The sequence below is a fragment of the Comamonadaceae bacterium M7527 genome (genome assembly GCA_021044545.1).
In the GTDB taxonomy this organism is placed as follows: domain Bacteria; phylum Pseudomonadota; class Gammaproteobacteria; order Burkholderiales; family Burkholderiaceae_C; genus RS62.
In genome coordinates this window covers 326888-350763 of sequence record CP087990.1, presented here as the reverse complement: position 1 = coordinate 350763, position 23876 = coordinate 326888, and the positions used below count along the sequence as shown (strand labels likewise).

General features: G+C 56.9%; 16 protein-coding genes and 3 pseudogenes. 6 read left to right on the top strand and 13 right to left on the bottom strand.

Annotation, left to right across the window (positions count from 1 at the left end; translation table 11 throughout):
* Positions 1-3: 3 nt before the first annotated feature.
* The 9 genes and pseudogenes from LN050_01650 to uvrB form a co-directional block, all read right to left on the bottom strand.
* Positions 4-357 carry a VOC family protein gene (locus LN050_01650; GenBank protein UFS56600.1) on the bottom strand — a complete coding sequence of 118 codons (354 nt, stop codon included), beginning with the start codon at positions 355-357 and terminating at the stop codon, positions 4-6.
* Positions 358-382: 25 nt separating this feature from the next.
* The gene (fdx, locus tag LN050_01645; GenBank protein UFS56599.1) at positions 383-721 is read right to left on the bottom strand and encodes an ISC system 2Fe-2S type ferredoxin; all 339 of its coding nucleotides are present in this window, start codon (positions 719-721) and stop codon (positions 383-385) included.
* A 27-nt stretch (positions 722-748) separates the two neighbouring features.
* Complete coding sequence (gene hscA / locus LN050_01640) at positions 749-2629, bottom strand: Fe-S protein assembly chaperone HscA (GenBank protein UFS56598.1); 1881 nt, start codon at positions 2627-2629, stop codon at positions 749-751.
* 8 nt (positions 2630-2637) lie between these two features.
* Positions 2638-3174, bottom strand: coding sequence for a Fe-S protein assembly co-chaperone HscB (gene hscB / locus LN050_01635; GenBank protein UFS56597.1), 537 nt, complete (start codon positions 3172-3174; stop codon positions 2638-2640).
* Positions 3174-3497 (bottom strand): iron-sulfur cluster assembly protein IscA, encoded by a 324-nt coding sequence (gene iscA / locus LN050_01630; protein ID UFS56596.1) that lies wholly within the window; start codon positions 3495-3497, stop codon positions 3174-3176. The genes hscB and iscA overlap by 1 nt, the downstream gene beginning before the upstream one ends.
* A gap of 19 nt (positions 3498-3516) precedes the next feature.
* Entirely contained in the window at positions 3517-3909 is a 393-nt protein-coding gene (gene iscU / locus LN050_01625) for a Fe-S cluster assembly scaffold IscU (protein UFS56595.1), read from the bottom strand.
* A 43-nt stretch (positions 3910-3952) separates the two neighbouring features.
* Positions 3953-5170, bottom strand: coding sequence for an IscS subfamily cysteine desulfurase (locus tag LN050_01620; protein UFS56594.1), 1218 nt, complete (start codon positions 5168-5170; stop codon positions 3953-3955).
* A gap of 76 nt (positions 5171-5246) precedes the next feature.
* Positions 5247-5783, bottom strand: coding sequence for a Fe-S cluster assembly transcriptional regulator IscR (iscR, locus tag LN050_01615; GenBank protein UFS56593.1), 537 nt, complete (start codon positions 5781-5783; stop codon positions 5247-5249).
* Positions 5784-6103: 320 nt separating this feature from the next.
* A pseudogene (gene uvrB, locus LN050_01610) lies at positions 6104-8159 on the bottom strand (excinuclease ABC subunit UvrB).
* Between the two features lie 395 nt (positions 8160-8554).
* Between uvrB and LN050_01605 the strand changes: the two are divergent.
* The 3 genes from LN050_01605 (at position 8555) to rsxB (ending at position 12067) form a co-directional block, all read left to right on the top strand.
* A complete protein-coding gene (locus LN050_01605) occupies positions 8555-9751 on the top strand; it encodes an aspartate/tyrosine/aromatic aminotransferase (protein ID UFS56592.1) in 1197 nt (398 codons plus the stop codon).
* Between the two features lie 130 nt (positions 9752-9881).
* Entirely contained in the window at positions 9882-11354 is a 1473-nt protein-coding gene (phaZ, locus tag LN050_01600) for a polyhydroxyalkanoate depolymerase (GenBank protein UFS56591.1), read from the top strand.
* Between the two features lie 20 nt (positions 11355-11374).
* Positions 11375-12067 carry an electron transport complex subunit RsxB gene (rsxB, locus tag LN050_01595; GenBank protein UFS56590.1) on the top strand — a complete coding sequence of 231 codons (693 nt, stop codon included), beginning with the start codon at positions 11375-11377 and terminating at the stop codon, positions 12065-12067.
* Here the strand turns inward: rsxB and LN050_01590 are convergent.
* The 3 genes and pseudogenes from LN050_01590 to polA all read right to left on the bottom strand — a co-directional run bounded on the left by LN050_01590 (position 12064) and on the right by polA (position 16795).
* Positions 12064-12903, bottom strand: a complete 840-nt coding sequence (locus tag LN050_01590) for a ZIP family metal transporter (GenBank protein UFS56589.1) — start codon at positions 12901-12903, stop codon at positions 12064-12066. The two genes, rsxB and LN050_01590, sit on opposite strands and share 4 nt — an antisense overlap.
* 40 nt (positions 12904-12943) lie before the next feature.
* The gene (locus LN050_01585; GenBank protein ID UFS56588.1) at positions 12944-13864 is read right to left on the bottom strand and encodes a dienelactone hydrolase family protein; all 921 of its coding nucleotides are present in this window, start codon (positions 13862-13864) and stop codon (positions 12944-12946) included.
* 89 nt (positions 13865-13953) lie between these two features.
* Positions 13954-16795, bottom strand: a pseudogene (gene polA, locus LN050_01580) (DNA polymerase I).
* A gap of 62 nt (positions 16796-16857) precedes the next feature.
* On the opposite strand from polA, the gene LN050_01575 reads away from it, so the two are divergent.
* Positions 16858-17862, top strand: coding sequence for a homoserine kinase (locus LN050_01575; protein ID UFS56587.1), 1005 nt, complete (start codon positions 16858-16860; stop codon positions 17860-17862).
* Between the two features lie 15 nt (positions 17863-17877).
* Positions 17878-18663, top strand: a complete 786-nt coding sequence (locus LN050_01570) for a hypothetical protein (protein ID UFS56586.1) — start codon at positions 17878-17880, stop codon at positions 18661-18663.
* A gap of 7 nt (positions 18664-18670) precedes the next feature.
* On the opposite strand, the gene LN050_01565 is transcribed toward LN050_01570, so the two are convergent.
* The gene (locus LN050_01565) at positions 18671-21052 is read right to left on the bottom strand and encodes a UvrD-helicase domain-containing protein (GenBank protein UFS56585.1); all 2382 of its coding nucleotides are present in this window, start codon (positions 21050-21052) and stop codon (positions 18671-18673) included.
* Positions 21053-21457: 405 nt separating this feature from the next.
* Here LN050_01565 and rpoD point away from each other — a divergent pair.
* A pseudogene (gene rpoD / locus LN050_01560) lies at positions 21458-23810 on the top strand (RNA polymerase sigma factor RpoD).
* Positions 23811-23876 lie beyond the last annotated feature (66 nt).

Here is a 23876-nt window from a genome sequence, read left to right as displayed (position 1 = left end):
CATTCAAGCATCTGACCACACGGCCAACTCGTTGCCATTGGGGTCTAAAAAATGAAAGCGCCGCCCGCCTGGAAAGTCAAACATGGGCTTGGCAATAACGGCGCCCGCGGATTGCACGGCGACTAGGGTGGCGTCAATGCAAGCGCTGTACAAAATGACCAAAGCCGCGCCATTGTCGATGCGGCTTTGCTGGTCTGATGTATAAAAACCGCCGTCTAGTACACCATCGGTAAACGCCAAATACTCCGGTCCGTAAGACTCAAACTGCCAGCCAAACACGCTGGCGTAAAACGCCTTGGTCGCCTCAAAATTGTTGCCAGGCAGCTCAATGTAGTTGAGTTTGTGGTGGGTATTCATGCCCACATACTAACGACCTTTACGCCTAGTGATTCTCTTTGGCGTGGTTAATGGAGTACTTGGGTATCTCCACCACCAAGTCGGCTTGGGCCAGCACGGCTTGGCAGCTCAGGCGTGAGTTGGGCTCTAGGCCCCAGGCGCGGTCCAGCATGTCTTCCTCGCCCTCTTCTGCTTCACTGAGGCTGGCGCTGCCTTCGCGCACGATGACGTGGCAGGTGGTGCAGGCGCAGCTCATCTCGCAAGCGTGCTCGATGTTGATGTCGTTGTCGAGCATGGCCTCACAGATGGTGGTGCCTGCAGGCGCGTTGATGTCTATGCCTTGCGGGCAGTACTCGGGGTGAGGCAGTATTTTGATAATGGGCATGGCGCGTGGGCAATAAAGTGTGTGGGTTTAGATGGCGTTGAGGTTTTTTCCAGCCAGCGCTTGCGCAATGCCGCGGTTCATGCGCGCAGCGGCAAACGCCTCGGTGCTGGCGGCCAGTTGTTTGGTGCACGCCTCTATCTGTGCGGCGTCTTCGCTGGTTTGCATTGCGGCCAGTGTGGCCATGTCAGCGTCTATGCTGGCGCGGTCTTGCGCAGACAGCAAGTCACCATCTACATCTAACGCGCTTTGCGTGGCCATGAGCATGCGCTGCGCGTCTACGCGTGCTTCCACCAATGCACGCGCTTGCATGTCTTGTTGTGCGGTGTTGTAACTGTCGCGCAGCATGCTGGCTATTTGGTCGTCAGACAAGCCGTAGCTGGGCTTTACATCTATCTGGGCCTGCACGCCAGACTGTGTTTCCGTAGCACCTACTTGCAGCAGTCCGTCAGCGTCTACCGTAAAGGTCACGCGTATGCGTGCCGCACCTGCAGCCATGGGCGGTATGCCGCGCAGCTCAAAGCGCGCCAGGCTGCGGCAGTCGGCCACGAGGTCTCGCTCGCCTTGCACCACGTGCAAGGCCAGGGCAGTTTGACCGTCTTTAAATGTGGTGAAGTCTTGGCCGCGCGCCGTGGGTATGGCGCTGTTGCGCGGCACAATGCGCTCTACCAGGCCGCCCATGGTCTCTATGCCCAAAGACAGCGGAATCACGTCCAGCAACAACAACGCATCACCCGTGTGGTTGCCCGCCAGCTGATTGGCCTGAATGGCAGCGCCAAGGGCGACGACTTCGTCGGGGTTGAGGTTGGTAAGTGGTGTTGTGGCAAACAGTTGCTCTACCGCTTGCAACACCACCGGCATGCGGGTAGAGCCGCCCACCATCACCACGCCTTGCACCTCATCTGTGGCCATATCAGCGTCGCGCAACACGCGGCGCACGGCCAGCAATGTGCGCTGGGTCAGGTGTGTGGTGGCGTTGGCAAAGTCCTGGCCGCTCACGTTCACGCTGAGGTCACCCACGCTTAGCGGCGCTGCCAATATAGCGCTGGGCTGCGCGGACAAACGCTCCTTGCAGGCGCGTGCAGCGGCGTACAAGTGTGTTTTGTCTTCGGCACTCAAGGCTGCCGGGTCTGGCTGGCCAGGGGCTTGTTGCAAGGCCCAGTGGGCCAGTGCGCGGTCGTAGTCGTCGCCACCCAAGGCAGAATCACCACCAGTGGCCACCACCTCAAACACGCCTTCGCTTAAGCGCAATATGGAGATGTCAAACGTACCACCGCCCAGGTCGTACACGGCGTAAACGCCCTCACTGCCCTGCTCCAGGCCGTAGGCAATGGCTGCTGCGGTGGGCTCATTGATCAGACGCAATACGTTGATGCCAGCCAGCTGCGCGGCGTCCTTGGTGGCCTGGCGCTGCGCGTCGTCAAAGTAAGCCGGCACGGTAATCACTGCGCCAAACAGGTCGTCGTTGAAGGTGTCTTCGGCCCTGAAGCGCAGCGTGGCCAGTAGCTCGGCGCTCACCTCTACTGGGGTTTTGTTGCCCGCTACCGTGGCCACTTGGGCCATGCCTTCACCGTTTACAACGGTGTAGGGCAAGTTGTCTACGTCGTGCACGTCGGCGCGTTTGCGACCCATCAGGCGCTTTACAGATGCAATGGTGTTGGCAGCATCTGTACTGGCAGCTTCAAGTGCGTCAAAGCCAATTTGGCGGCCAGAGCTGGCCACGTCTGTGGTGGTGTAGCGCACCACGCTGGGCAATATCACGCGACCTTGGTCGTCTGGCAAGCACTCGGCCACGCCATTGCGCACGCTGGCCACCAACGAGTGTGTAGTGCCAAGATCTATACCTACAGCAATTTTGCGCTGATGCGGATCTGGCGACTGGCCTGGTTCTGAAATTTGTAGCAATGCCATGGGGTGTACTAAGCTGCGTCGTCTAATTGTTGATTGATGTCTTTGCTCACGCGCTCAATAAACATGAGTGCGCGTACTGCGCCGCTGGCTGCTTGCGTGTCGTTGTCTGTGTCTAGCGCCTGTCCTACCTTGGCCAGCCACTCGCGCTTGGCTGCAGCGGCCATATCGGCCAATTGCTGCAAGGCAACGGCATTGCCACCCGCCTCATCCAGCTCTTCGCGTAGCGTCATTTGCTGCACCAAAAACTCATGCGGCATGGCCGTGTTGCTTTCGGCGTTAATGGGTACACCACGCAGCTCGCACAGATAGGCGGCACGTTGCAGCGGGGCACGCAGTCGCTGGTAGGCTTCGTTCACGCGCACAGACCACTGCATGGCCAAGCGTTGCTCGGCGCTGGTGGCGCTTACAAAATTGTCGGGGTGAGTTTGGGCTTGCAGCGCTTTCCAGCGCTTGGCCAGGTCGCCCGCGTCTAGCTCAAATTGCTGAGGCAGGTCAAAGAGTTGGAAGTCGTTGGCCTGCAGGCTTAATTCAATAGTGCCAGACATCAAATACGAAACGACTCGCCACAGCCGCAGCGATCACGCTCGTTGGGGTTGCTGAACTTGAAACCTTCGTTCAAGCCTTCGCGCACAAAGTCAAGCTGCGTACCCTCCAGGTAGGCCAAGCTTTTGGGGTCAATCAAAATTTTGATGCCCTGGTCTTCAAACTGCACGTCTTCCTCACCGGCCTCGTCAGCGTACTCCAGCGTATAGGCCAAGCCTGAGCAGCCCGTGGTCTTAACGCCCAAGCGCACACCTATGCCTTTGCCGCGGCGGCCCAAGTATCGGTTGACATGCTTTGCAGCAGCTTCAGTCATGGTGACAGCCATAGGAACTTCCTATCTCACGTTAGGCGGTTGCCGTATGCTTCTTTTTGTAGTCTTCAACTGCCGCCTTGATGGCGTCTTCAGCCAAGATAGAGCAGTGAATTTTGACGGGTGGCAATGCCAACTCTTCGGCAATTTCTGCATTTTTCAGCGCAGCAGCCTCGTCCAGGGTTTTGCCCTTCACCCACTCGGTCACCAATGAGCTTGAAGCGATGGCAGAGCCACAACCGTAGGTTTTAAAGCGCGCGTCTTCAATCACGCCTGTAGCGGGGTTGACCTTGATTTGCAGCTTCATTACGTCGCCACAAGCGGGCGCACCCACCATGCCTGTGCCTACGGACTCGTCGCCCTTGTCAAAGCTGCCAACGTTGCGTGGGTTCTCGTAGTGCTCTACTACTTTGTCTGAATAAGCCATAACAAAACTCCTTCAATTACTGTGTGTGGTGGTAGGCCAGCGCTTAGTGCGCAGCCCATTGGATGGTGGACAAGTCCACGCCGTCTTTAAACATTTCCCACAGCGGAGACAACTCGCGCAGCTTGGCCACGTTGGTTTTGATGGTCTCAATCGCATAGTCGATTTCGGCCTCTGTGGTCCAGCGGCCAATGGTCATGCGCAAGCTGCTGTGTGCCAGCTCATCGCTGCGGCCCAGGGCGCGCAACACATAGCTGGGCTCAAGGCTGGCAGAGGTACAGGCTGAGCCGCTAGACACGGCCATACCCTTGATACCCATAATCAATGACTCGCCTTCAACGTAGTTGAAGCTCATGTTCACGTTGTGTGGCACGCGCTGGTCTTTGTTGCCGTTGATAAACACTTCCTCCATGCCAGACAGGCCCGCCACCAGGCGGTCATGCAAGGTTTTGATGCGCTTGTTTTCTTCGGCCATTTCAGCCTTGGCAATGCGGTAGGCCTCGCCCATGCCCACAATTTGGTGGGTTGGCAACGTACCAGAGCGCATGCCACGCTCGTGGCCGCCACCGTGCATTTGGGCCTCCAGGCGAATGCGTGGCTTGCGGCGCACAAACAAAGCACCAATGCCTTTGGGGCCGTAGGTTTTGTGTGAGGTCAGGCTCATCAGGTCAATAGGCAACTTGGCCAGGTCAATCTCGACACGGCCTGTGGCCTGCGCTGCGTCAACGTGGAAGATGATGCCTTTTTCGCGACACACGGCACCAATCGCCGCCACGTCTTGAATCACACCAATCTCGTTATTCACAAACATGACGCTGGTCAAGATGGTGTCTGGGCGAATGGCTGCCTTGAACGCATCCATGTTCACCAAGCCGTCTTCTTGCACGTCTAGGTAAGTGGCCTCAAAGCCTTGGCGCTCCAGCTCACGGAAGGTGTCCAGCACAGCTTTGTGCTCTGTCTTGACCGTGATGATGTGCTTGCCCTTGGTTTTGTAAAACTGCGCCGCACCTTTGATGGCCAGGTTGTTGGACTCGGTGGCACCACTGGTCCACACGATTTCGCGTGGGTCGGCACCAATGAGATCAGCAACGTTGACACGCGCCTTTTCTACAGCGGCCTCGGCCTCCCAGCCCCACGCATGGCTGCGTGATGCAGGGTTGCCAAAGTGCTCGTACAGCCACGGCACCATTGCGTCCACCACACGTGGGTCGCAGGGGTTGGTGGAGCTGTAGTCCATGTACACGGGGAAATGCGGCGTTGACATATAAAAGGTTACCTAATTCAAGCTGTCAAAGACAAGCGATCAAACAATACAAACTCAATGAAAAGCAAGCAGCTACTTAGCTGTTGGCCAACGACGCGCCCAGCGCAAATACAGAGTTGGGCGCATTCACGCGCAAGGGTTTGACCACTGGCGTGCTGGAGATAGCACGCTTGATCATGGGTGCTTGCTCAATCACCACGCCTTTGGCGACTTGGTCATCCACCAGCTTTTGCAGGTTGACGGAGTCCAAAAAGTCCACCATGCGCTCGTTGAGTGAGGCCCACAGTTCGTGTGTCATGCAACGTGAGCCTTCGCCCATGCAGTTTTCTTTGCCGCCGCAGTGTGTGGCGTCAATGGGTTCATCAACAGACACGATGATGTCTGCCACGGTGATTTCGGCGGCTTTGCGCGCCAATGTGTAACCGCCGCCTGGGCCACGGGTGGACTCCACCAGTTGGTGGCGACGCAACTTACCGAACAACTGCTCTAGGTAAGACAAAGAAATTTGTTGACGCTGGCTGATAGCAGCCAATGTGACGGGACCTGTGTTTTGGCGCAAAGCCAAATCAATCATGGCGGTAACAGCAAAACGGCCTTTGGTGGTGAGACGCATAACAAACTCCTTGGTTGGGGTTGGACTTGTTGCCAAGTCTGTGGCCTTGAACACTGCCGCCAATGCGGCTTTGTTCAACTAAACCATCCGGGGGATGGGCACTACCCGACTATTTTTGTCGAGTATACCAGAATGTCCCAGTGATTTCGTAGGGATTGTACGCCAACAAACATTATTTGTCCACGACAAACAATGTTTTAGACATGGGTTTTATGCTTTTGTCGAATTAAATGTCACTTATTTATCAATAAATAGACAATTTGGGCGGGCAGTTGCCTAATGCTTGCAGCGAACAATCACCTGCACGGCGCGTGAGCGCATCAACTTTTGGGCGTTAACACCGCGATATTGTCGGTGCCCGTGGCACCAAACGCCTGTTCGCGCAGCATGGACAGCTGGTCGCGCATCTGAGCGGCTTTTTCAAAGTCAAGGTTCTTGGCATGCTCCAGCATCAGCTTGTCCAGACGCTTGATTTCGCGGGCAATGTCTTTCTCACTCATGGCCTCCAGCTCGGCGCGGCGCATGGAGTCGCGCTCTAGCTTCTCGGCCTCTTGGCCTGACTTTTCGCTGTACACACCGTCTATCAGGTCTTTGATGCGCTTGATAACCGTGCGCGGTGTGATGCCGTGCTCTAGGTTGTGCATCTCTTGCTTGGTGCGGCGGCGTGCCGTCTCATCCATGGCGCGACGCATGGAGTCAGTGACTTTGTCGGCGTACAAAATGGCCACACCGTTGACGTTACGGGCGGCACGGCCTATGGTTTGTATCAGTGAGCGCTCTGATCGCAAGAAGCCTTCCTTGTCGGCGTCCAGAATGGCCACCAAGGACACCTCGGGTATGTCAATGCCTTCGCGCAGCAAGTTAATGCCCACCAGCACGTCAAACTCGCCAAGGCGCAAGTCGCGCAAAATTTCAACACGCTCTACGGTATCTACATCACTGTGCAAGTAGCGCACTTTCACACCGTTCTCTGTCAGGTAGTCGGTCAGCTGCTCGGCCATGCGCTTGGTCAGCGTGGTGATGATGACGCGCTCGTTCACCTCTACGCGTTGCCTGATTTCTTGCAACACGTCGTCCACCTGGGTGGTGGCTGGGCGCACATGCACGATGGGGTCTATGAGGCCTGTGGGGCGCACCACTTGCTCGACAATTTGGCCAGAGTGCTGCTTCTCATAGTCGCCAGGCGTGGCTGACACAAAAACCGTTTGGCGCATGCGCGCCTGAAACTCTTCAAATTTCAGCGGGCGGTTGTCCAACGCCGAGGGCAACCTGAAGCCATACTCCACCAGCGTGGTCTTGCGTGCCCTGTCGCCGTTGTACATGCCACCAAATTGACCGGTCAGCACGTGGCTTTCGTCCAAAAACATCAATGCGTCTTTAGGCAAATAATCGGTTAGCGTGGCTGGCGGCTCACCGGCTTTCGCACCACTCAAGTGACGTGAGTAGTTCTCAATGCCTTTGCAGTCCCACTTCCGTGAGCATTTCCAGGTCAAACCGGGTGCGCTGCTCAAGGCGCTGCGCCTCTACCAGTTTGTTCATACCCACCAGTTCGGCCAAGCGCTCGCGCAACTCGTCCTTTATCAGCTCTACCGCGCTGAGCACTTGCTCACGGGGCGTCACATAGTGGCTGCTGGGGTAAACGGTAAAGCGCGGAATCTTTTGGCGTACGCGGCCTGTTAGCGGGTCAAACAGCTGTAGCGTCTCCACCTCATCGTCGAACAGCTCGATACGGATGGCCAACTCGGAGTGCTCAGCCGGAAACACGTCAATGGTGTCACCGCGCACGCGAAAGGTACCGCGCGAAAAGTCCACGTCGTTGCGCTGGTATTGCATGCGCACCAGTTGCGCAATCACGTCTCGCTGCCCTGCCTCATCACCCACGCGCAGCGTCATCACCATTTGGTGGTAGCTCTCTGGCTTGCCAATGCCGTAAATGGCAGACACCGTGGCCACAACGACCACGTCGCGGCGCTCCAATATGCTTTTGGTACAGCTCAGCCGCATTTGCTCAATGTGCTCGTTGATAGACGAGTCTTTCTCAATGAACAAATCCCGCTGCGGCACGTAGGCCTCTGGCTGGTAATAGTCGTAATAGCTCACAAAGTACTCCACCGCATTGTGTGGAAAGAACTCCCTGAACTCTGCATAGAGCTGTGCGGCCAGGGTTTTGTTGGGCGCGTACACAATGGCCGGACGGCCCATTCGCGCAATGGTCTGGGCCATGGTGTAAGTCTTGCCAGAGCCCGTTACACCCAACAGGGTTTGAAACGACTCACCGTTTTCAAGACCATCGACCAGCTGCGCAATGGCCGCGGGCTGGTCGCCCGCTGGTGGGAATGGCTGAAACAGCTCAAAGGGTGAACCTTCAAAGCGCACAAATTCGCCGGCTGCGTGCTGTGCATCAGCAGCAGACTGGTTTTGGGCGTTGCTGCTAGACGCCTGCACGCCCACGCCAGCCTGCACAGCAGCGGTACGACTGGCCAAGGCAATCACTTGTTCAACAGCTGAGGTATCGGGGCGCTTGGACATGGTTTTAGTCGCTATTTGAGTCGTGTTCGGGCAACCGGCTATTGTGGCCGGGGTTTTGCATGTCTGCCAAACCTGTCACGTGTTGACCACTTGAATGCGCGCATTCGCACAAAGTCGCGGGCGTTCAATTCATCACGGCTTCAGACGCCAGAACCGCTTAAAACGTTGTCCACACACCACATTTGCAGCCTAAAATAGAAGGCTTATCTCTTGTTTTGTCTACTTTTCACAGGTACCGCCACATGTCCATGTTTTCCGCCGTTGAAATGGCACCCCGCGATCCAATTTTGGGCTTGAACGAGCAATATGCTACCGACACCAACCCCAACAAAGTGAACTTGGGTGTGGGCGTGTACTACGACGACAACGGCAAGCTACCCCTGCTCAAGTGCGTGCAAGCTGCTGAAACACAAATGATGGCGACGCCTAAACCACGAGGCTACTTGCCTATTGACGGCATTGCTGCCTATGACGGCGCCGTCAAAGGCCTGGTGTTCGGCCAGGACAGCGAGCCTGTGCAAAGCGGTCGTGTGGCAACCATTCAAGCCATTGGTGGTACCGGTGGCCTAAAGGTGGGTGCTGACTTTTTGAAGCGCTTAAACCCCACCGCCAAGGTACTCATCAGCGACCCCAGCTGGGAAAACCACCGCGCTTTGTTTACCGCTGCGGGCTTTACCGTACAGAGCTACCCCTACTACGATGCGGCCAAACGCGGCGTGAACTTTGACGGCATGTTGGCGGCACTCAACGCGGCTGAGGCAGGCACTGTAGTGGTGCTGCACGCTTGCTGCCACAACCCAACGGGCTATGACATCACCCCCGCCCAGTGGGCGCAAGTGGTTGAGACCGTCAAGAGCCGCGACTTGGTCGCCTTTTTGGACATGGCCTACCAAGGCTTTGGCTATGGCATTGCACAAGACGGCGCCGTTATCCAGCAATTTGTGAACGCCGGACTCACCTTCTTTGTGTCAACCTCTTTCTCAAAAAGCTTTAGCCTGTACGGCGAGCGCGTTGGCGCGCTAAGCGTGTTGTGCACAGACAAGCCAGAAGCCGACCGCGTGTTGAGCCAGCTCAAGATCACCATTCGTACCAACTACTCCAACCCGCCAACACACGGTGGCGCGGCAGTGGCCACTGTACTGGGTACACCAGAGCTTCGCGAACTGTGGGAGCAAGAGCTGGGCGAGATGCGTGAGCGCATCAAGGCCACGCGCCAGCAACTGGTAGACGGCTTAAAGGCCGCAGGTGTGACACAGGACATGAGCTTCATCACCACCCAGATTGGCATGTTCAGCTACTCTGGCCTGAGCAAAGACCAAATGGTGCGCCTGCGCAACGAATTTGGCGTGTACGGCACAGACACAGGGCGCATGTGTGTAGCCGCTATCAACAGCGGCAACATTGATCACGTATGCAAGTCTATTGCAGCCGTTTTGTAAGCCTAAAGCGTCATTTTCGCGCCAAGTGACGGCAACGTCACACAAATGCTGCAGATGTGCATCAGCAAGTAGCCACATGAGGGTACATGCTGTTATATTGCACTGCAGCATTTTTTATTGAGAGGTCCGCATGCTTTACCAAATTTACGACGCACAACGTGCCCTGATGGAGCCGTTTGCAGAGTTTGCCCAAGCGACTGCCAAGTTGTACGCCAACCCTACTTCTCCACTAAGCTCAACACCCATGGCCCATCGCATGGCCGCCGGCTACGAGTTGCTGTACCGCCTGGGTAAAGACTACGAAAAACCCACGTTTGGTATCCAAACCGTTGAAGTGGACGGCGTTGAAGTCGCCATCAGCGAACGCGTGGTCAAAAACAAGCCCTTTTGTGAGCTGCGCCGCTTCAAGCGCTTCAGTGACAACGAGACCACTTTGTCCACCATGGTCAAGCAGCCTGTGGTGCTGATAGTTGCCCCACTGTCTGGCCACTACGCCACGCTGCTGCGCGACACCGTCAAGTCCATGTTGCAAAGCCACAAAGTATTTATCACCGACTGGCGCAATGCCCGCTTGGTGCCGCTTGAAGACGGTGAGTTTCACCTCAGCGACTACATCAACTACGTGCAAGAGTTCATACGTGACTTGCAAGACCAATACGGCGACTGCCACGTCATGAGCGTTTGCCAGCCCACAGTCCCAGTGTTGGCGGCCGTGTCGCTCATGGCCTCACGCGGTGAAAAGCTGCCACTGTCCATGACCATGATGGGCGGCCCCATTGATGCGCGTCGCAGTCCTACCGCTGTCAACACACTGGCAACCAACCGTGACTTGGCTTGGTTTGAAAACAACGTGATTTATCGCGTGCCCCCCACCTTTCCAGGTGCGGGCCGTTTGGTATACCCCGGCTTTTTGCAGCACACCGGTTTTGTGGCCATGAACCCCGACCGCCACGCACAAAGTCACTACGACTTCTTTGAGCAACTCATGCAAGGGGACGACACCGGCGCAGAAGCACACCGCAAGTTTTACGACGAGTACAACGCCGTACTGGACATGGACGCTGACTACTACCTGGAGACCATCAAGGTGGTGTTCCAGGCGTTCAGCCTGGTAGAGGGCACATGGGATGTGGCCAACACCGAGGGCAAGCTGGAGCGTGTGCGCCCTGCCGACATCAAAGGCTGCGCCTTGTTCACCATTGAAGGCGAGCTAGACGATATTTCTGGATCAGGCCAAACCCAAGCTGCGCAAGACTTGTGCTCTGGCATTGATGCCAAACAACGTCGCCACATGGAAGTCAAGGGTGCAGGCCACTACGGTATTTTCAGCGGCAGCCGCTGGCGCAACATGGTGTACCCAGAGGTTGAAGCCTTCATCAAAAAAGCCCAAGGCAAGCTTGCTGTAGGCCGTGGTCACGCCACACCCATCGCCAAGCCCGTTGCCAAAGCCACGAGCAAGCCAGCCGTTGCCAAAAAGGCAGTGGCCAAGCCTGCTGCCAAGACAACAGCTGCGCCCAAAGCCGCTACTCGAAAGACAATGGCCACAAAAGCCCCAACCAAAGCAGCACCAGCGCGCAAACGCGCAACGGGTCAAGCAGCTTAAGACAGGGGTCATGACAAGACATGCAAGATCTGGTTGCCCGCATTCACAAGGCACTGCCGCAAACGCAGTGCACGCGCTGCGACTATCCGGACTGCATGTCTTACGCGCAAGCCATTGCCAGTGGCGACGCGGCCATTAACCAATGCCCGCCAGGCGGCGCTGAAGGCGTTGAGCGCCTGGCCGCCATTACCGGTCAAGCCATAAGCCCACTGAACGAGGCCAACGGTTTTGAGGGCCCGGTGACGGTGGCAATTATTGATGAGGCGTGGTGCATAGGCTGTACCCTGTGCATCAAAGCCTGCCCAGTCGATGCCATTGTTGGCACCAACAAGGCCATGCACACAGTTATAGAGGCCGACTGCACAGGCTGCGAGTTGTGCATTCCAGCCTGCCCGGTAGACTGCATCAGCCTTGACAGCGTCAGCGGCGATGCGACAGGCTGGCAAGCTTGGAGCCAGCAGCAGGCCGACACCGCCTTGCTGCGCTACACCCAACGCGGCGCGCGCCTGGCCCGAGAACAAACAGAGCATGATGACCGTCTGGAAGCCAAAGCCAAGCTAAAGCTGGCAGACGTCGGCGCGGCCAGCCAACACACCGATGCGGCAGTGCTGGACAACAAACGCGCCGTTATTGAAGCCGCCTTGGCCAGAGCAGCGGCCAAACGCGCGGGACTGGCTAACAACAAGCCACCAAGGGCAACTCGCGACGCTTAGTGCGAGTGGTGCGAGAACGCGCCCACGGCCAACACCAGCAAGATGCCAGCTGCCAGCCACACCAACTGGCCTGCGGAGTCACGCAAACTGACGTGGCGTTGCAGCTGTGGAATGAGGTCGGCCAGCGCCACGTACATAAAGCTACTGGCAGCAACCACCAGAAAGTAAGGCAATACACTGGCAAACTGCGCCAGCAAAAAATAGCCCACAATGCCGCCCAAAGCGGTCACAGTGCCAGCCATGGATACCTTGACTAACGCGGCCTGCGCATTGCCCTTGGTGGAGTTGCGCAGCACCACCAAGTCACCCATGTGGTGGGGTACCTCATGGGCCAACACGGCCATGGAGGCAAGCACGCCCAAGCGCCAGTCAGCCATAAAGGCAGAGGCAATCAAAATGCCGTCGCCAAATGCATGGATGCTGTCGCCCAGCAACACCGCCCAGCCCCCGCCGCTGTGCGCATGGCTGTGGCCATGACTGTGGCTTTGTCCGTGGGCATGATGCGCGTGATGGCTTTGTTCCAGCGGCTCGCTGCTGTGCAAGTCCATGCCGTGTTCACCATGTTCGTGGCCGTGGTGGTACAGCTCTGCCTTGTCCAGCATGAAAAAAAACACCATGCCCGCCAGCAGCACGGTAAACAAGGCGTGCACACCAACACCCGTTTCAAGCGCCTCGGGCAGCAGTTTGAGCATGGCAGTGGCCAGCAACGCACCGGCAGCAAAGCTCAGCATGTGACGGGTAAACCTCGCCAAAATACCAAAGCTTAAAAAAGCAGCCAACCACACGCTGCCCACACCGGCCACTACCGTGCCGGCCACAATCCACGCCAAATTCATGTCATCTCATCTTAAAAAAGTCGGCAAAAGCCGACGGCGCTTATTTCACGCCATTGGCTGCCATCCATTGCAAGCACTGCGCCCAGCCGTCTTTGGCCGCTTCAGCGCGGTAACTGGGACGGTAGTCAGCATGGAAGGCATGTGGTGCATTATCAAACACCACAAAGCGACTGGCCTGAGCCGCCTTGTTGTTGCCAGCGCCCTTGAGCTTATTTTGCATCAATGCAACAGTGTCCAGGCCAATACCGGTGTCTGCTCCGCCGTACAAGCCCAGCACAGGCGCTTTTAAGCTGGCGGCCACATCCACAGGCTGCTTGGGCGTGCGCTCGCTCACGTTGCCTACCAAACGGCCATACCAAGCCACGCCGGCCTTCACTTTAGGCTGATGCGCAGCGTACAGCCACACTTGGCGTCCACCCCAGCAAAAGCCTGTCACGCCCAAGCGGTTGGTGTCACCACCGTTTTGTCCGGCCCAATCCACCAGTGCGTCCAAGTCGGTCATGACTTGCTCATCACGTACCTTGTTGATGACTTCCTTGAACAAGTCGGCCATCACGGCGTAGCCTTGGGCATCACCGTGACGAACAAACAGCTCAGGCGCCAAAGCCATGTAGCCCAACTTGGCAAAGCGGCGTGTGATGTCTGCAATGTGCTCATGCACCCCAAAGATCTCTGACAACACCAATACCACGGGGAATGGTCCGTCACCCTTGGGTTGGCTGCGGTAGACAGGCATCTTGAAACCGTCAACGTCTACCATCACCTCACCTTGCACCAAATCATCGCCAGGCGTGTAAATGGCTGAATGCGCCAACTCTGGCAGCACAGCAGCGGCGTAGCCCACGCCCAAAGCGGCTTTCAAGGCGGTACGGCGAGTGGGCGGTGTGCTGGGCACGGCTTTGTCCAGCAAGGCTTGCGCGTCTTGGATGCTGTTGTGAACAGGTGATACAGATTCAGACATAACAATGACTCCTACAAATGGGTTGAAAACAGTTCAAGTGGCTTATCCGGCAAGTGTGCCCTTATTTGTTGCACCTATCAATGCTGGGGTCAATGCGCTTGCTCCCAGTTGGCGCCCATGCCCACCTCGGCCAGCAAGGGCACGCGCAGCTGGGCCACCTCGGCCATCAGCGCCGGTACTTGCGTGCGTACCCAGTCGGCTTGGTCAACAGGCAGCTCAAACACCAGTTCGTCGTGCACTTGCATGATCATGATCACGCCGTTATCAGCGGCGTCCAAAGCCTCTTGCACTTTGAGCATGCTCATTTTTATGAGGTCAGCAGCCGTGCCTTGCATGGGCGCGTTGATAGCGGCGCGCTCGGCACCGGCGCGGCGCGGGCCATTGGGCGAGTTGATTTCTGGCAGATACAAACGACGCCCAAATACGGTTTCAACAAAGCCCTGCGCTTTGGCCTGCTCCCGGGTCTCTTCCATGTATTGCTTCACGCCAGGGTAACGCTCAAAGTAAGTCTGTATGTAGTTTTTAGCCGCGGTGTTGTCTATGCCCAAGTTTTTGGCCAAGCCGTAAGCACTCATGCCGTAAATGAGGCCAAAGTTGATAACCTTGGCGTAGCGGCGTTGCTCAGAGGTGACTTGGTCAAGCCCAGCGTTGAAAATTTCGGCCGCGGTGGCGCGGTGAACATCCAGGCCCTCTCTAAACGCACGAATCAAGGCCTGGTCTTCACTGAGGTGAGCCATGATGCGCAGCTCAATTTGGGAATAGTCGGCGCTGGCGATCATGCGCCCAGCCGGCGCCACAAAGGCTTCACGCACGCGCCTGCCCTCTTCGGTTCGCACAGGGATGTTTTGCAGGTTGGGCTCGTTGCTAGACAAGCGCCCCGTTACCGCCACCGCCTGTGCGTAGTGGGTGTGTACGCGCCCAGTCTTGGCGTTGGCCAACCCCGCCAGTTTGTCGGTGTAGGTGCTTTTGAGTTTGGCAAGGCCGCGGTACTCCAGAATGCACGCAGGCAGCGGGTAGTCTGCAGCCAGCCGCTCCAGCACTTCTTCGTCGGTGCTGGGCGCACCGGTAGCGGTTTTTTTCACCACAGGCAGGCCCAGCTTGGTGAAGAAAATCTCGCCTATTTGTTTGGGTGAACCCAGGTTGAAAGGCTGGTCGGCCAGCTCGTGCGCTTTGGCTTCAAGCGCCACAATGCGTGCACCCAAGTCGTTGCTTTGTTTGGCCAACGTGGGCGCGTCAATCAGCACACCGTTGCGCTCTACGCGGTAAAGCGCTTCGCTGCTGGCCATCTCCAGCTCGTAAATACGCTTGAGGCCCGCGAAGCTGCGCAGCTTGGGGAACAAATGCAAGTGCACGTCCAGACACATATCCACATCTTCGCAAGCGCTGACTGGCCTTGTCCACCTCTACTTGCGCCATGGTGATTTGGTTCACGCCTTTGCCACACAGGTCTTCAAAGCTCAAACCCACACGCCCCACGTGACGCTTGGCCAGACTCTCCAGGCTGTGCGGCTTGTGCACCTCCAGCACATAGCTTTGCAACATGGTGTCGTGCGCGTAGCCGCGCACGTGGATGCCGCAGTTGGCCAGTATGTGGCGGTCAAACTTTACATGCTGCCCTAGCTTGGCGTGGTCTGGACTTTCCAGCCAGGGCTTTAGCGCAGCCAGCACTTGGTCTAGCGGCAGCTGGGCTGGTGCGTCCGGGTAGTTGTGTCCAACAGGAATGTAGGCCGCCTCGCCAGGCGCGGTGCACAGGCTGATGCCTACCAGCGCAGCGCTCATGGGGTCTAGCGCATTGGTCTCTGTATCAATGGCCGTCAGCGGCGCTGCCATGACCTTGTTAACCCACTCTTGCAAAGCCTCGGCTGTCACAACCGTGGTGTAGTTCACAGAGCCGTTCACACTGGAGTTGGCCCGGGCTTGGTCGTCAGTTGCAGGCACTTCGCCATCACCGCTGGGCGCATCGTCGAACAATGAACCGGACGCCCCTTTGCTGTTGGCTGCCTTTGCGGTTTTGGGCGTTTGCGCCACCGTGCCTTTGTTCATGAGGCTTTTAAAACCCATGCGCGCATAAAAGGCATTCAAGCTATCAGCGTTGGGCGGCTGTTTGGACAAGCCCTCTAGATTGGGCCAAGTGCTCACCTGCGCAGCGAGGTCACAGTCCGTCTTGATGGTGACCAGTGAGCGGCCAGTCGGTAGCCAGCTCACAGCGTCCCGCAGGTTTTGGCCAGCCACGCCTTTGATGGCCTGGGCATTGGCCAATAGATTTTCCAGAGAGCCATACTCCACCAACCATTTGGCAGCAGTTTTAGGGCCTACCTTGGCCACACCAGGCACGTTGTCTACGGTGTCGCCCACAAGGGTTTGAAAGTCAATCATCAGCTCAGGCGGCACGCCAAACTCTGCGGTCACCCCCGCGACGTCGCGGCGCTTACCGTTCATGGTGTCCACCACCACGATGTTGGCTTCTACCAGCTGGCTTAAGTCTTTGTCACCACTGGAGATGACGACGTTATAGCCCTGCTCGGCGCCGCGCTTGGCCAACGTGCCTATGACGTCGTCTGCCTCCACGCCCTTGACAGCCATTACTGGCCAGCCCATGAGCTTGACAACCTCGTGAATGGGCTCAATTTGCGCGCGCAAGTCGTCTGGCATGGGCGCGCGCTGGGCTTTGTAATCGGGGTAAATTTCGTCTCTGAAGGTGGGGCCTGAGGCATCAAAGACGCACACGGCATAGTCCGACTGCACCTCTTTGGCCAGTGACTGCATCATGTTGATCATGCCGCGCACCGCACCAGTAGGCGCGCTATTGGGGTCTGAACGGTCTACCCGCAGATCAGGCATGGCATGAAAGGCGCGGTACAAATAGCTGGAGCCATCTACCAGAACAAGTGTTTTTTGTGGAGCATCAAGCGGTGTAGTCATGGGTGACATTATGCGTAAGCCCTACAATCCAACGTTGCTCACTTACATCTACTTTTAGGCCCAAGTCCAGCATGGCGGTATTTACAGAGGTTAGCCCCGAACAGGCGCAAGACTTACTCAGCACCCTAGGCTTGGGTGAGGTCACGGCGCTGGACGGTATCAAAGGCGGTATTGAGAACACCAACTACTTCGTTAGCGCCAGCCAAGACGGCCAGCCAGCGCAAACCTATGTGCTCACACTGTTCGAACGCTTGAGCGCTGAACAGCTGCCGTTTTACCTGTCGCTGATGCAGCATTTGGCCGCCCAAGGCATTGCGGTGCCAAACCCCAAAGCCAATGACAGCGGCGGTATTGTGCATACCGTGGCAGGCAAACCCGCAGCCGTCGTTAACAAACTAGCAGGCACCAGCCAACTCGCCCCCCAAGCGGTGCACTGCGCCGAGCTTGGCAATACCCTGGCTCGCATGCACTTGGCAAGCCAGTCGTTTGATATGGCGCAGCCTAATTTACGCGGCTTGAGCTGGTGGAACGACACCGTGCCCACCGTGCTGCCGCACACCACTGAGCCGCAGCGTGCACTGCTATTGCAAGAACTAGCCTTGCAAAACCATGTGGCAGCTAGCAGTGCCTACGCCGCCCTGCCCCGTGGCCCTGTGCATGCTGACCTGTTCAGGGATAACGTGATGTTTGAGGGCGACACCCTCACAGGCGTGTTTGACTTTTACTTTGCGGGTGTGGATTCTTGGCTGTTTGATCTGAGCGTGTGTCTTAACGACTGGGCCACGCACCTGGACACCGGCGAGTGGGATTTGCAAAGGGTACAGGCGCTGCTAGACGCTTATCAGGCCGTGCGCCCCTTGACAAGCGCCGAGCGCGAGCTGCTAAACCCCATGCTGCGTGCGGCCGGGCTGCGGTTTTGGATATCACGCTTGTGGGATTTTTACTTGCCCCGCGAGGCCAGCATGCTCAAGCCCCACGACCCCGCCCACTTTGAACGCATTGTGCGCGCTCGCGCCGCAAAGCCCTTGGCGCTGCTGGCCCAAGCCATGCCACCGGGCGAGGCGGTGGCTGCTTAAAGCACAATCGACATCATGAAACTGCATATTGTTCCGTCCAGCCAAGGCGTCCAGTGGGTGCGCTTGGGTGTTAAAACCTTTATTCGCCAGCCGCTGGCCCTGGGTGGCTTGTTTTTTTTGTTTATAGGCGTGGTGTCTGTGCTGTCTATAGTGCCGCTATTGGGCACCGCCTTGTCGCTGATCATCTTGCCAGCGGCCAGTCTTGGCCTGATCAACGCGGCCCGTTTGGCTTCTACCGGCTCTTTTCCGCTCCCTGTCACCCTGATCGCGGCCTTCACGGCCGGTGCGGCCAAGCGCAGCGCCATGCTGCAATTGGGCGTGTTGTATACCGCTGCATTTTTGGCGGTTATTGGCGTGACCATGCTCATTGACGGCGGTCAGTTTTCAGGCGTGTACCTCATGGGCGCACCACTGACCGAAGACATGGTGGCAGACGGTCGTTTTATCAGCGCACTGTGGGTGGCCCTGTTGTTGTACTTGCCCATGGCCGCCGTGTTTTGGCATGCGCCTGCATTGGTATTCTGGCATGACGTCACACCAGGTAAAAGCTTGTTCTTCAGTGCCATGGCCTGCTGGCGCAACAAGGGCGCCATGCTGATGTTCATGCTGACCTGGATGGCCGTGATCACTGGCGCCGGCGTGGTCATTACGCTATTGGCTGGCATGCTAGGCGGCGCAGCCGTCATCAACATGCTGCTCATGCCAGCCACCATGGTGATGGCAGCCATGTTTTTTGCGTCTATCTACTTCACTTACCAAGACAGTTTTGAAGGTACGCACCTGGTGGATACCAAGGCCTAGACAGCGCCTAAACCACTGTCAACTTCGCCACCGACAACGCCAGCCACTTGGTGCCGTGGCGACTAAACGCAACTTGAGCGCGGGCGTCGTCGCCCTGGCCTTCAATGGCCAGTACTTTGCCCTCGCCAAATTTGTTGTGAAACACCGCAACACCTTTTTGAATACCAGAGGCGGCCTCGCCTCTGTCACTGGGCTGCAAGGCTTTGGCGGACTGGCCACTGGTGTCGCCATGCCACGCGGGCGACCAGGCTGGCGAGGCTTGTTGGCCGGCGTAGCGGCCCGCTTTATCAAACCCGTTGTTCCAGGACTTTTGGCTGTTGGCCATCATGGGGCTGGCAAAACCGCCGCTGGGTGGCGACAGCCACTTGAGTGTGTTTTCGGGCAACTCGTCAAAAAAGCGGCTGCGAATGTTGTAGCGTGTTTGACCGTGCAACATGCGCGTTTGCGAGTGGCTGAGGTACAGGCGTTTGCGCCCGCGCGTAATGGCCACGTACATCAACCGGCGCTCTTCCTCCACGCCGTCTGGGTCTGTAAGTGCGCGCTCATTGGGAAACAAGCCCTCTTCCAGGCCTGTGATAAACACCACGTCAAACTCCAAACCCTTTGATGCATGCACAGTCATGAGCTGCACCGCCTCAGTGCCTGCCTGGGCTTGGTTATCGCCAGCTTCAAGCGCAGCGTGTGTCAAAAAAGCTGCCAGCGGTGACAACACCTCGCCAGTGTCAGGCTGCAGACCCAGTTGTGTCGCGGCCTCTGCGCTGAGCGGCTCAACGGTGCCCGCCACCTCGTCTAGCGGCATGGCAACAGCCTCTTTGCCAAAGCCTTCCTGGGTAACAAAGCTCTCTGCGGCATTAACCAATTCACCCAAGTTTTCCAGGCGGTCTTCGCCTTCTCGCTCTGTCTCGTAGTGCGTTAACAGGCTGCTGTGCTCCAACACCAGCTCAATGATTTCGCGCAGCGTTTTACCCTGGGTTTGCTCACGCATGACGTCAATTCTGGCGACAAAGGCACGCAGGTTGGTGCCCGCTTTGCCCGCGACAGCATCTACCGCATCTGCCAGGGCGCATTGATGCGAGCGGGCTGCGTCTTGCAGCTGCTCGACGCTGCGCGCGCCAATGCCTCGTGGTGGAAAGTTCACCACACGCAAAAAACTGGTGTCGTCGCGTGGGTTTTCCAACAAACGCAAATAGGCCAGCGCGTGCTTGATCTCGGCGCGTTCAAAAAATCGCAGGCCGCCGTACACACGGTAAGGGATACTGTTGTTGAAAAGGCCTGTTTCTATGATCCGGCTTTGCGCGTTGCTGCGATAAAGCACGGCAATTTCCTGGCGCGGCACGTCTTCGCGCACCAACTGCTTGATTTCATCCATCAACCAATCGGCTTCGGCGTAATCACTGGGCGCCTCTTTGACCCGCACCAGCTCGCCAGCGCCAGCCTCTGTGCGCAGGTTTTTACCAAGGCGTGAGGTGTTGTTGCTGATCAGCGCGTTGGCAGTGTCCAGAATATTGCTGCAACTGCGGTAGTTGTGCTCCAGTTTGATCTGGTGCTGCACACCAAACTCACGCACAAAGTCGGCCATATTGCCCACGCGCGCACCTCTAAAGGCGTAAATGCTTTGGTCGTCGTCACCCACGGCCAACATGGCGTTGCCGCCGCCAGCCAACAACTTGAGCCACTCATATTGCAATCGATTGGTGTCTTGAAACTCATCCACCAAAATGTGCCTGAAACGGCGCTGGTAGTGTTGCGCCACCAAGGGGTTGTCGCGCAGCAGCTCGTAGCTGCGCAGTATCAGCTCACCAAAATCCACCACGCCTTCGCGCTGACATTGGTCTTCGTACAGCTGGTAAATCTCTACTTTCTTGCGGGTCTCGTCGTCTCGCACCTGTATGTCACCAGGGCGCATGCCATCCTCTTTGGCTCCGGCAATAAACCACACCAGCTGCTTGGGCGGAAAGCGCTCATCGTCCACCTTGTACTGTTTGCACAAGCGCTTGACGGCAGACAGTTGGTCTTGCGTGTCCAGTATTTGAAAGGTTTGCGGCAAGTTCACCAGCTTGTGATGCGCGCGCAACAGCCTGTTGCAAAGCCCGTGAAATGTGCCAATCCACATGCCGCGCACATTCACCGGCAACATGGCACCCAAGCGGGTCATCATCTCTTTGGCAGCCTTGTTGGTAAAGGTCACCGCCAACATGCCGCCAGGGGTGATCTGGCCGGTTTGCAGCAACCAAGCAATCCGCGTGGTGAGCACCCGCGTTTTGCCAGAGCCCGCACCCGCCAATATCAAAGCGTGCTCAGGCGGCAACGTAACAGCTGCCATTTGCTCAGGGTTGAGGCCTTGCAGCAAGGGCGGTGGTGTGACGTGGGGGGACAGCGGTTCAGACATACCCCGATTGTAGAAAGGTCGGCCAGGCGCCAGCTTGGCCCCAACAGACCAACACCCCCGCCTGACGACCTTGGTATAATCCATCTCGCTCAGCAAACGCGACAGCAGCACCTCCGGACCACGGCAACATTGCGCAACGCAATGCATGGGCACAGCGCCCCGCCACACACTTATCCGCAAGGGCTGCACACCAAATGTTCGCCCACACAGTTTGCGCAGCTACCTTGAATAATTTGGCGTCACACCGCATCTCACAGATTCGTCGTGTTTGCCAATGCATTCAAACAACTCTTGCGTTGCTGAGTCACCTTAGCAACACATCCACACACGCCGCCAATGACCGCTGTTTGCTAACGGGTTGCCCAGGCAACAGCGGTATGTTTGATTGTTTACAGAGGGATTGAGATGCCAGCCAGTAAAAAAACCGTTGCTACAAAAAAAGTGCCCGCCAAAAAAGCCGCACCCAAGGTAGCCGCCAAAGCGCCTGCAAAAGCCGCCACCTCCGCTGCTCTCAAACCCGCTGCCAAAACAGCCGCCAAGAAAGCAACCCCTGTGACTAAAAAAGCCACACCCGAAAAAACACCAATAACCAAAACCGCTGCGGCCAAGGCCGTACCGGCCAAAAAAGCTGCGGCCGCGGCAGCCACTCCCAAGCCAGCCGCAAAAACACCTGCAGCCAAAAAGCCCACAGCTGCCAAAAAGACAACAGCCAAAGGCAAGGCTGCTGCCAAGGGCGGCAAAAAAGCCAATGACGACGATGACATCGACTTGAGCGACCTGGAAGACGACATCAGCGGTGAGCCGGAAGCTGAGGACAACACGCCAGACAAGCCGGCAGAAAAGGTCAAGCCTCTGCGCATGAAGATCAGCAAGGCCAAAGAGCGTGCCTTGATGAAGGAGTTTGGCCTGGACGACACCGTGTTGTCTGAGGAAGAAACGCTGAACCGCCGCAACAAGCTCAAAGAGCTGTTGAAAATGGGTAAGACCCGTGGCTACCTCACCAACGGCGAAATCAACGACCACTTGCCCGACAAGCTGGTAAACGAGGAGACGCTTGAGGTTGTTATTTCGCTGCTGTCAGACATGGGCGTGTCTGTTTACGAGCAAACGCCAGATGCTGAGACATTGCTGCTGAACAACACCAGCGGCACAGCTGCATCTGAAGAAGAAGCTGAAGAAGAAGCCGAAGCAGCTGTCTAACGTGGACAACGAGTTTGGCCGCACCACTGACCCTGTGCGCATGTACATGCGTGAAATGGGTACGGTTGAGCTGCTCACCCGAGAAGGCGAAATTGAAATCGCCAAGCGCATTGAGGGCGGCTTGACAGACATGGTGGAGTCCATCTCTGAGTCGCCCGCGACGATTGCCGCCATTTTTGACATGGTTGAAGAAATTCGCGAAGGCAAAGTTGTGATTTCCACCGTGGTGGATGGCTTTGCCGACGCCGACGAAAACGACGACTACGTAGCCGAAGAAGACTTCGACGAAGAGTACGACGATGACGACGGTAAAGGCGGCTCCAAGTCCCTCACCCGTTTGCTGGACAAGCTAAAAAACGAAGCCCTCACCCGCTTTGACAACATGCGCGACCAGTTTGAAAAGCTGCACAAAGCCTACGACAAAGACGGCTGGGGCTCACCCGCTTACCTCAAGGCTCAAAAAGCCATTACCGAGCAGCTCATGACCATTCGCTTTACCGCGAAGACCATCGACAAGCTGAGCAATATGGTGCGCGACCAAATTGACACTGTGCGTACCAAAGAGCGTATGCTGCGCCGTATTCTGGTAGACAAATGTGGCCTGCCTCAAGAGCGCTTCATCAAAGACTTCCCCACCAACCTGCTCAATACCAAGTGGATTGAAAAGGAAGCCGCCGCTGGCAAGCCATGGAGCGTCATCATGGAGCGCAACATCCCGCCAGTACAAGAGCTGCAAAACGATTTGGCCGCTATTCAAGCCAGCGTGGTCGTGCCACTTGACCAGCTCAAGAGCATTCACAAGCGCATGATTCAAGGCGAGATCAACTCGCGCAGCGCCAAACGCGAAATGATTGAAGCCAACCTGCGCTTGGTAATTTCTATCGCCAAAAAATACACCAACCGTGGCCTGCAATTCCTGGACTTGATTCAGGAAGGCAACATAGGCTTGATGAAGGCAGTGGACAAGTTTGAATACCGCCGTGGCTACAAATTCTCAACTTACGCGACATGGTGGATTCGTCAGGCCATTACGCGCTCTATTGCTGACCAGGCACGCACCATCCGTATTCCGGTGCACATGATTGAGACCATCAACAAGATGAACCGCATCAGCCGCCAGCACTTGCAAGAGTTTGGTTTTGAGCCTGATGCGTCTATCCTTGCTGAAAAAATGGAAATTCCTGAGGACAAAATCCGCAAGATCATGAAGATAGCCAAAGAGCCAATCTCCATGGAAACACCCATTGGTGACGACGACGACTCGCACCTGGGTGACTTCATCGAAGACACGGCCAACACCGCCCCCCTGGAGGCAGCGATGCAAGCCGGTCTGCGTGATGTGGTGAAGGACATACTGGACAGCCTCACACCCCGTGAAGCCAAAGTGCTGCGCATGCGCTTTGGTATCGAAATGTCAACAGACCACACGCTAGAGGAAGTGGGCAAGCAATTTGACGTCACGCGCGAGCGCATACGCCAAATTGAGTCCAAAGCAGTACGCAAGCTAAAGCACCCCAGCCGCAGCGACAAACTGCGCAGCTTTATGGACTCGCTGTAAGCGACTCGCCCCTAAAAACGCCCCGGTTGTTCGCAGCCGGGGCGTTTTGATTAAGCGCTTGGCCTC

What these genes read in the sequence shown, in the direction of transcription:
- hscB (UFS56597.1), bottom strand. Translation starts at nt 3,174, where the DNA reads ATGTCTGGCACTATTGAATTAAGCCTGCAGGCCAACGACTTCCAACTC.
- LN050_01565 (UFS56585.1), bottom strand. Translation starts at nt 21,052, where the DNA reads ATGTCTGAACCGCTGTCCCCCCACGTCACACCACCGCCCTTGCTGCAA.
- LN050_01620 (UFS56594.1), bottom strand. Translation starts at nt 5,170, where the DNA reads ATGTCAACGCCGCATTTCCCCGTGTACATGGACTACAGCTCCACCAAC.
- iscR (UFS56593.1), bottom strand. Translation starts at nt 5,783, where the DNA reads ATGCGTCTCACCACCAAAGGCCGTTTTGCTGTTACCGCCATGATTGAT.
- hscA (UFS56598.1), bottom strand. Translation starts at nt 2,629, where the DNA reads ATGGCATTGCTACAAATTTCAGAACCAGGCCAGTCGCCAGATCCGCAT.
- LN050_01650 (UFS56600.1), bottom strand. Translation starts at nt 357, where the DNA reads ATGAATACCCACCACAAACTCAACTACATTGAGCTGCCTGGCAACAAT.
- LN050_01575 (UFS56587.1), top strand. Translation starts at nt 16,858, where the DNA reads ATGGCGGTATTTACAGAGGTTAGCCCCGAACAGGCGCAAGACTTACTC.
- fdx (UFS56599.1), bottom strand. Translation starts at nt 721, where the DNA reads ATGCCCATTATCAAAATACTGCCTCACCCCGAGTACTGCCCGCAAGGC.
- phaZ (UFS56591.1), top strand. Translation starts at nt 9,882, where the DNA reads ATGCTTTACCAAATTTACGACGCACAACGTGCCCTGATGGAGCCGTTT.
- LN050_01605 (UFS56592.1), top strand. Translation starts at nt 8,555, where the DNA reads ATGTCCATGTTTTCCGCCGTTGAAATGGCACCCCGCGATCCAATTTTG.
- iscU (UFS56595.1), bottom strand. Translation starts at nt 3,909, where the DNA reads ATGGCTTATTCAGACAAAGTAGTAGAGCACTACGAGAACCCACGCAAC.
- LN050_01585 (UFS56588.1), bottom strand. Translation starts at nt 13,864, where the DNA reads ATGTCTGAATCTGTATCACCTGTTCACAACAGCATCCAAGACGCGCAA.
- LN050_01570 (UFS56586.1), top strand. Translation starts at nt 17,878, where the DNA reads ATGAAACTGCATATTGTTCCGTCCAGCCAAGGCGTCCAGTGGGTGCGC.
- LN050_01590 (UFS56589.1), bottom strand. Translation starts at nt 12,903, where the DNA reads ATGAATTTGGCGTGGATTGTGGCCGGCACGGTAGTGGCCGGTGTGGGC.
- rsxB (UFS56590.1), top strand. Translation starts at nt 11,375, where the DNA reads ATGCAAGATCTGGTTGCCCGCATTCACAAGGCACTGCCGCAAACGCAG.
- iscA (UFS56596.1), bottom strand. Translation starts at nt 3,497, where the DNA reads ATGGCTGTCACCATGACTGAAGCTGCTGCAAAGCATGTCAACCGATAC.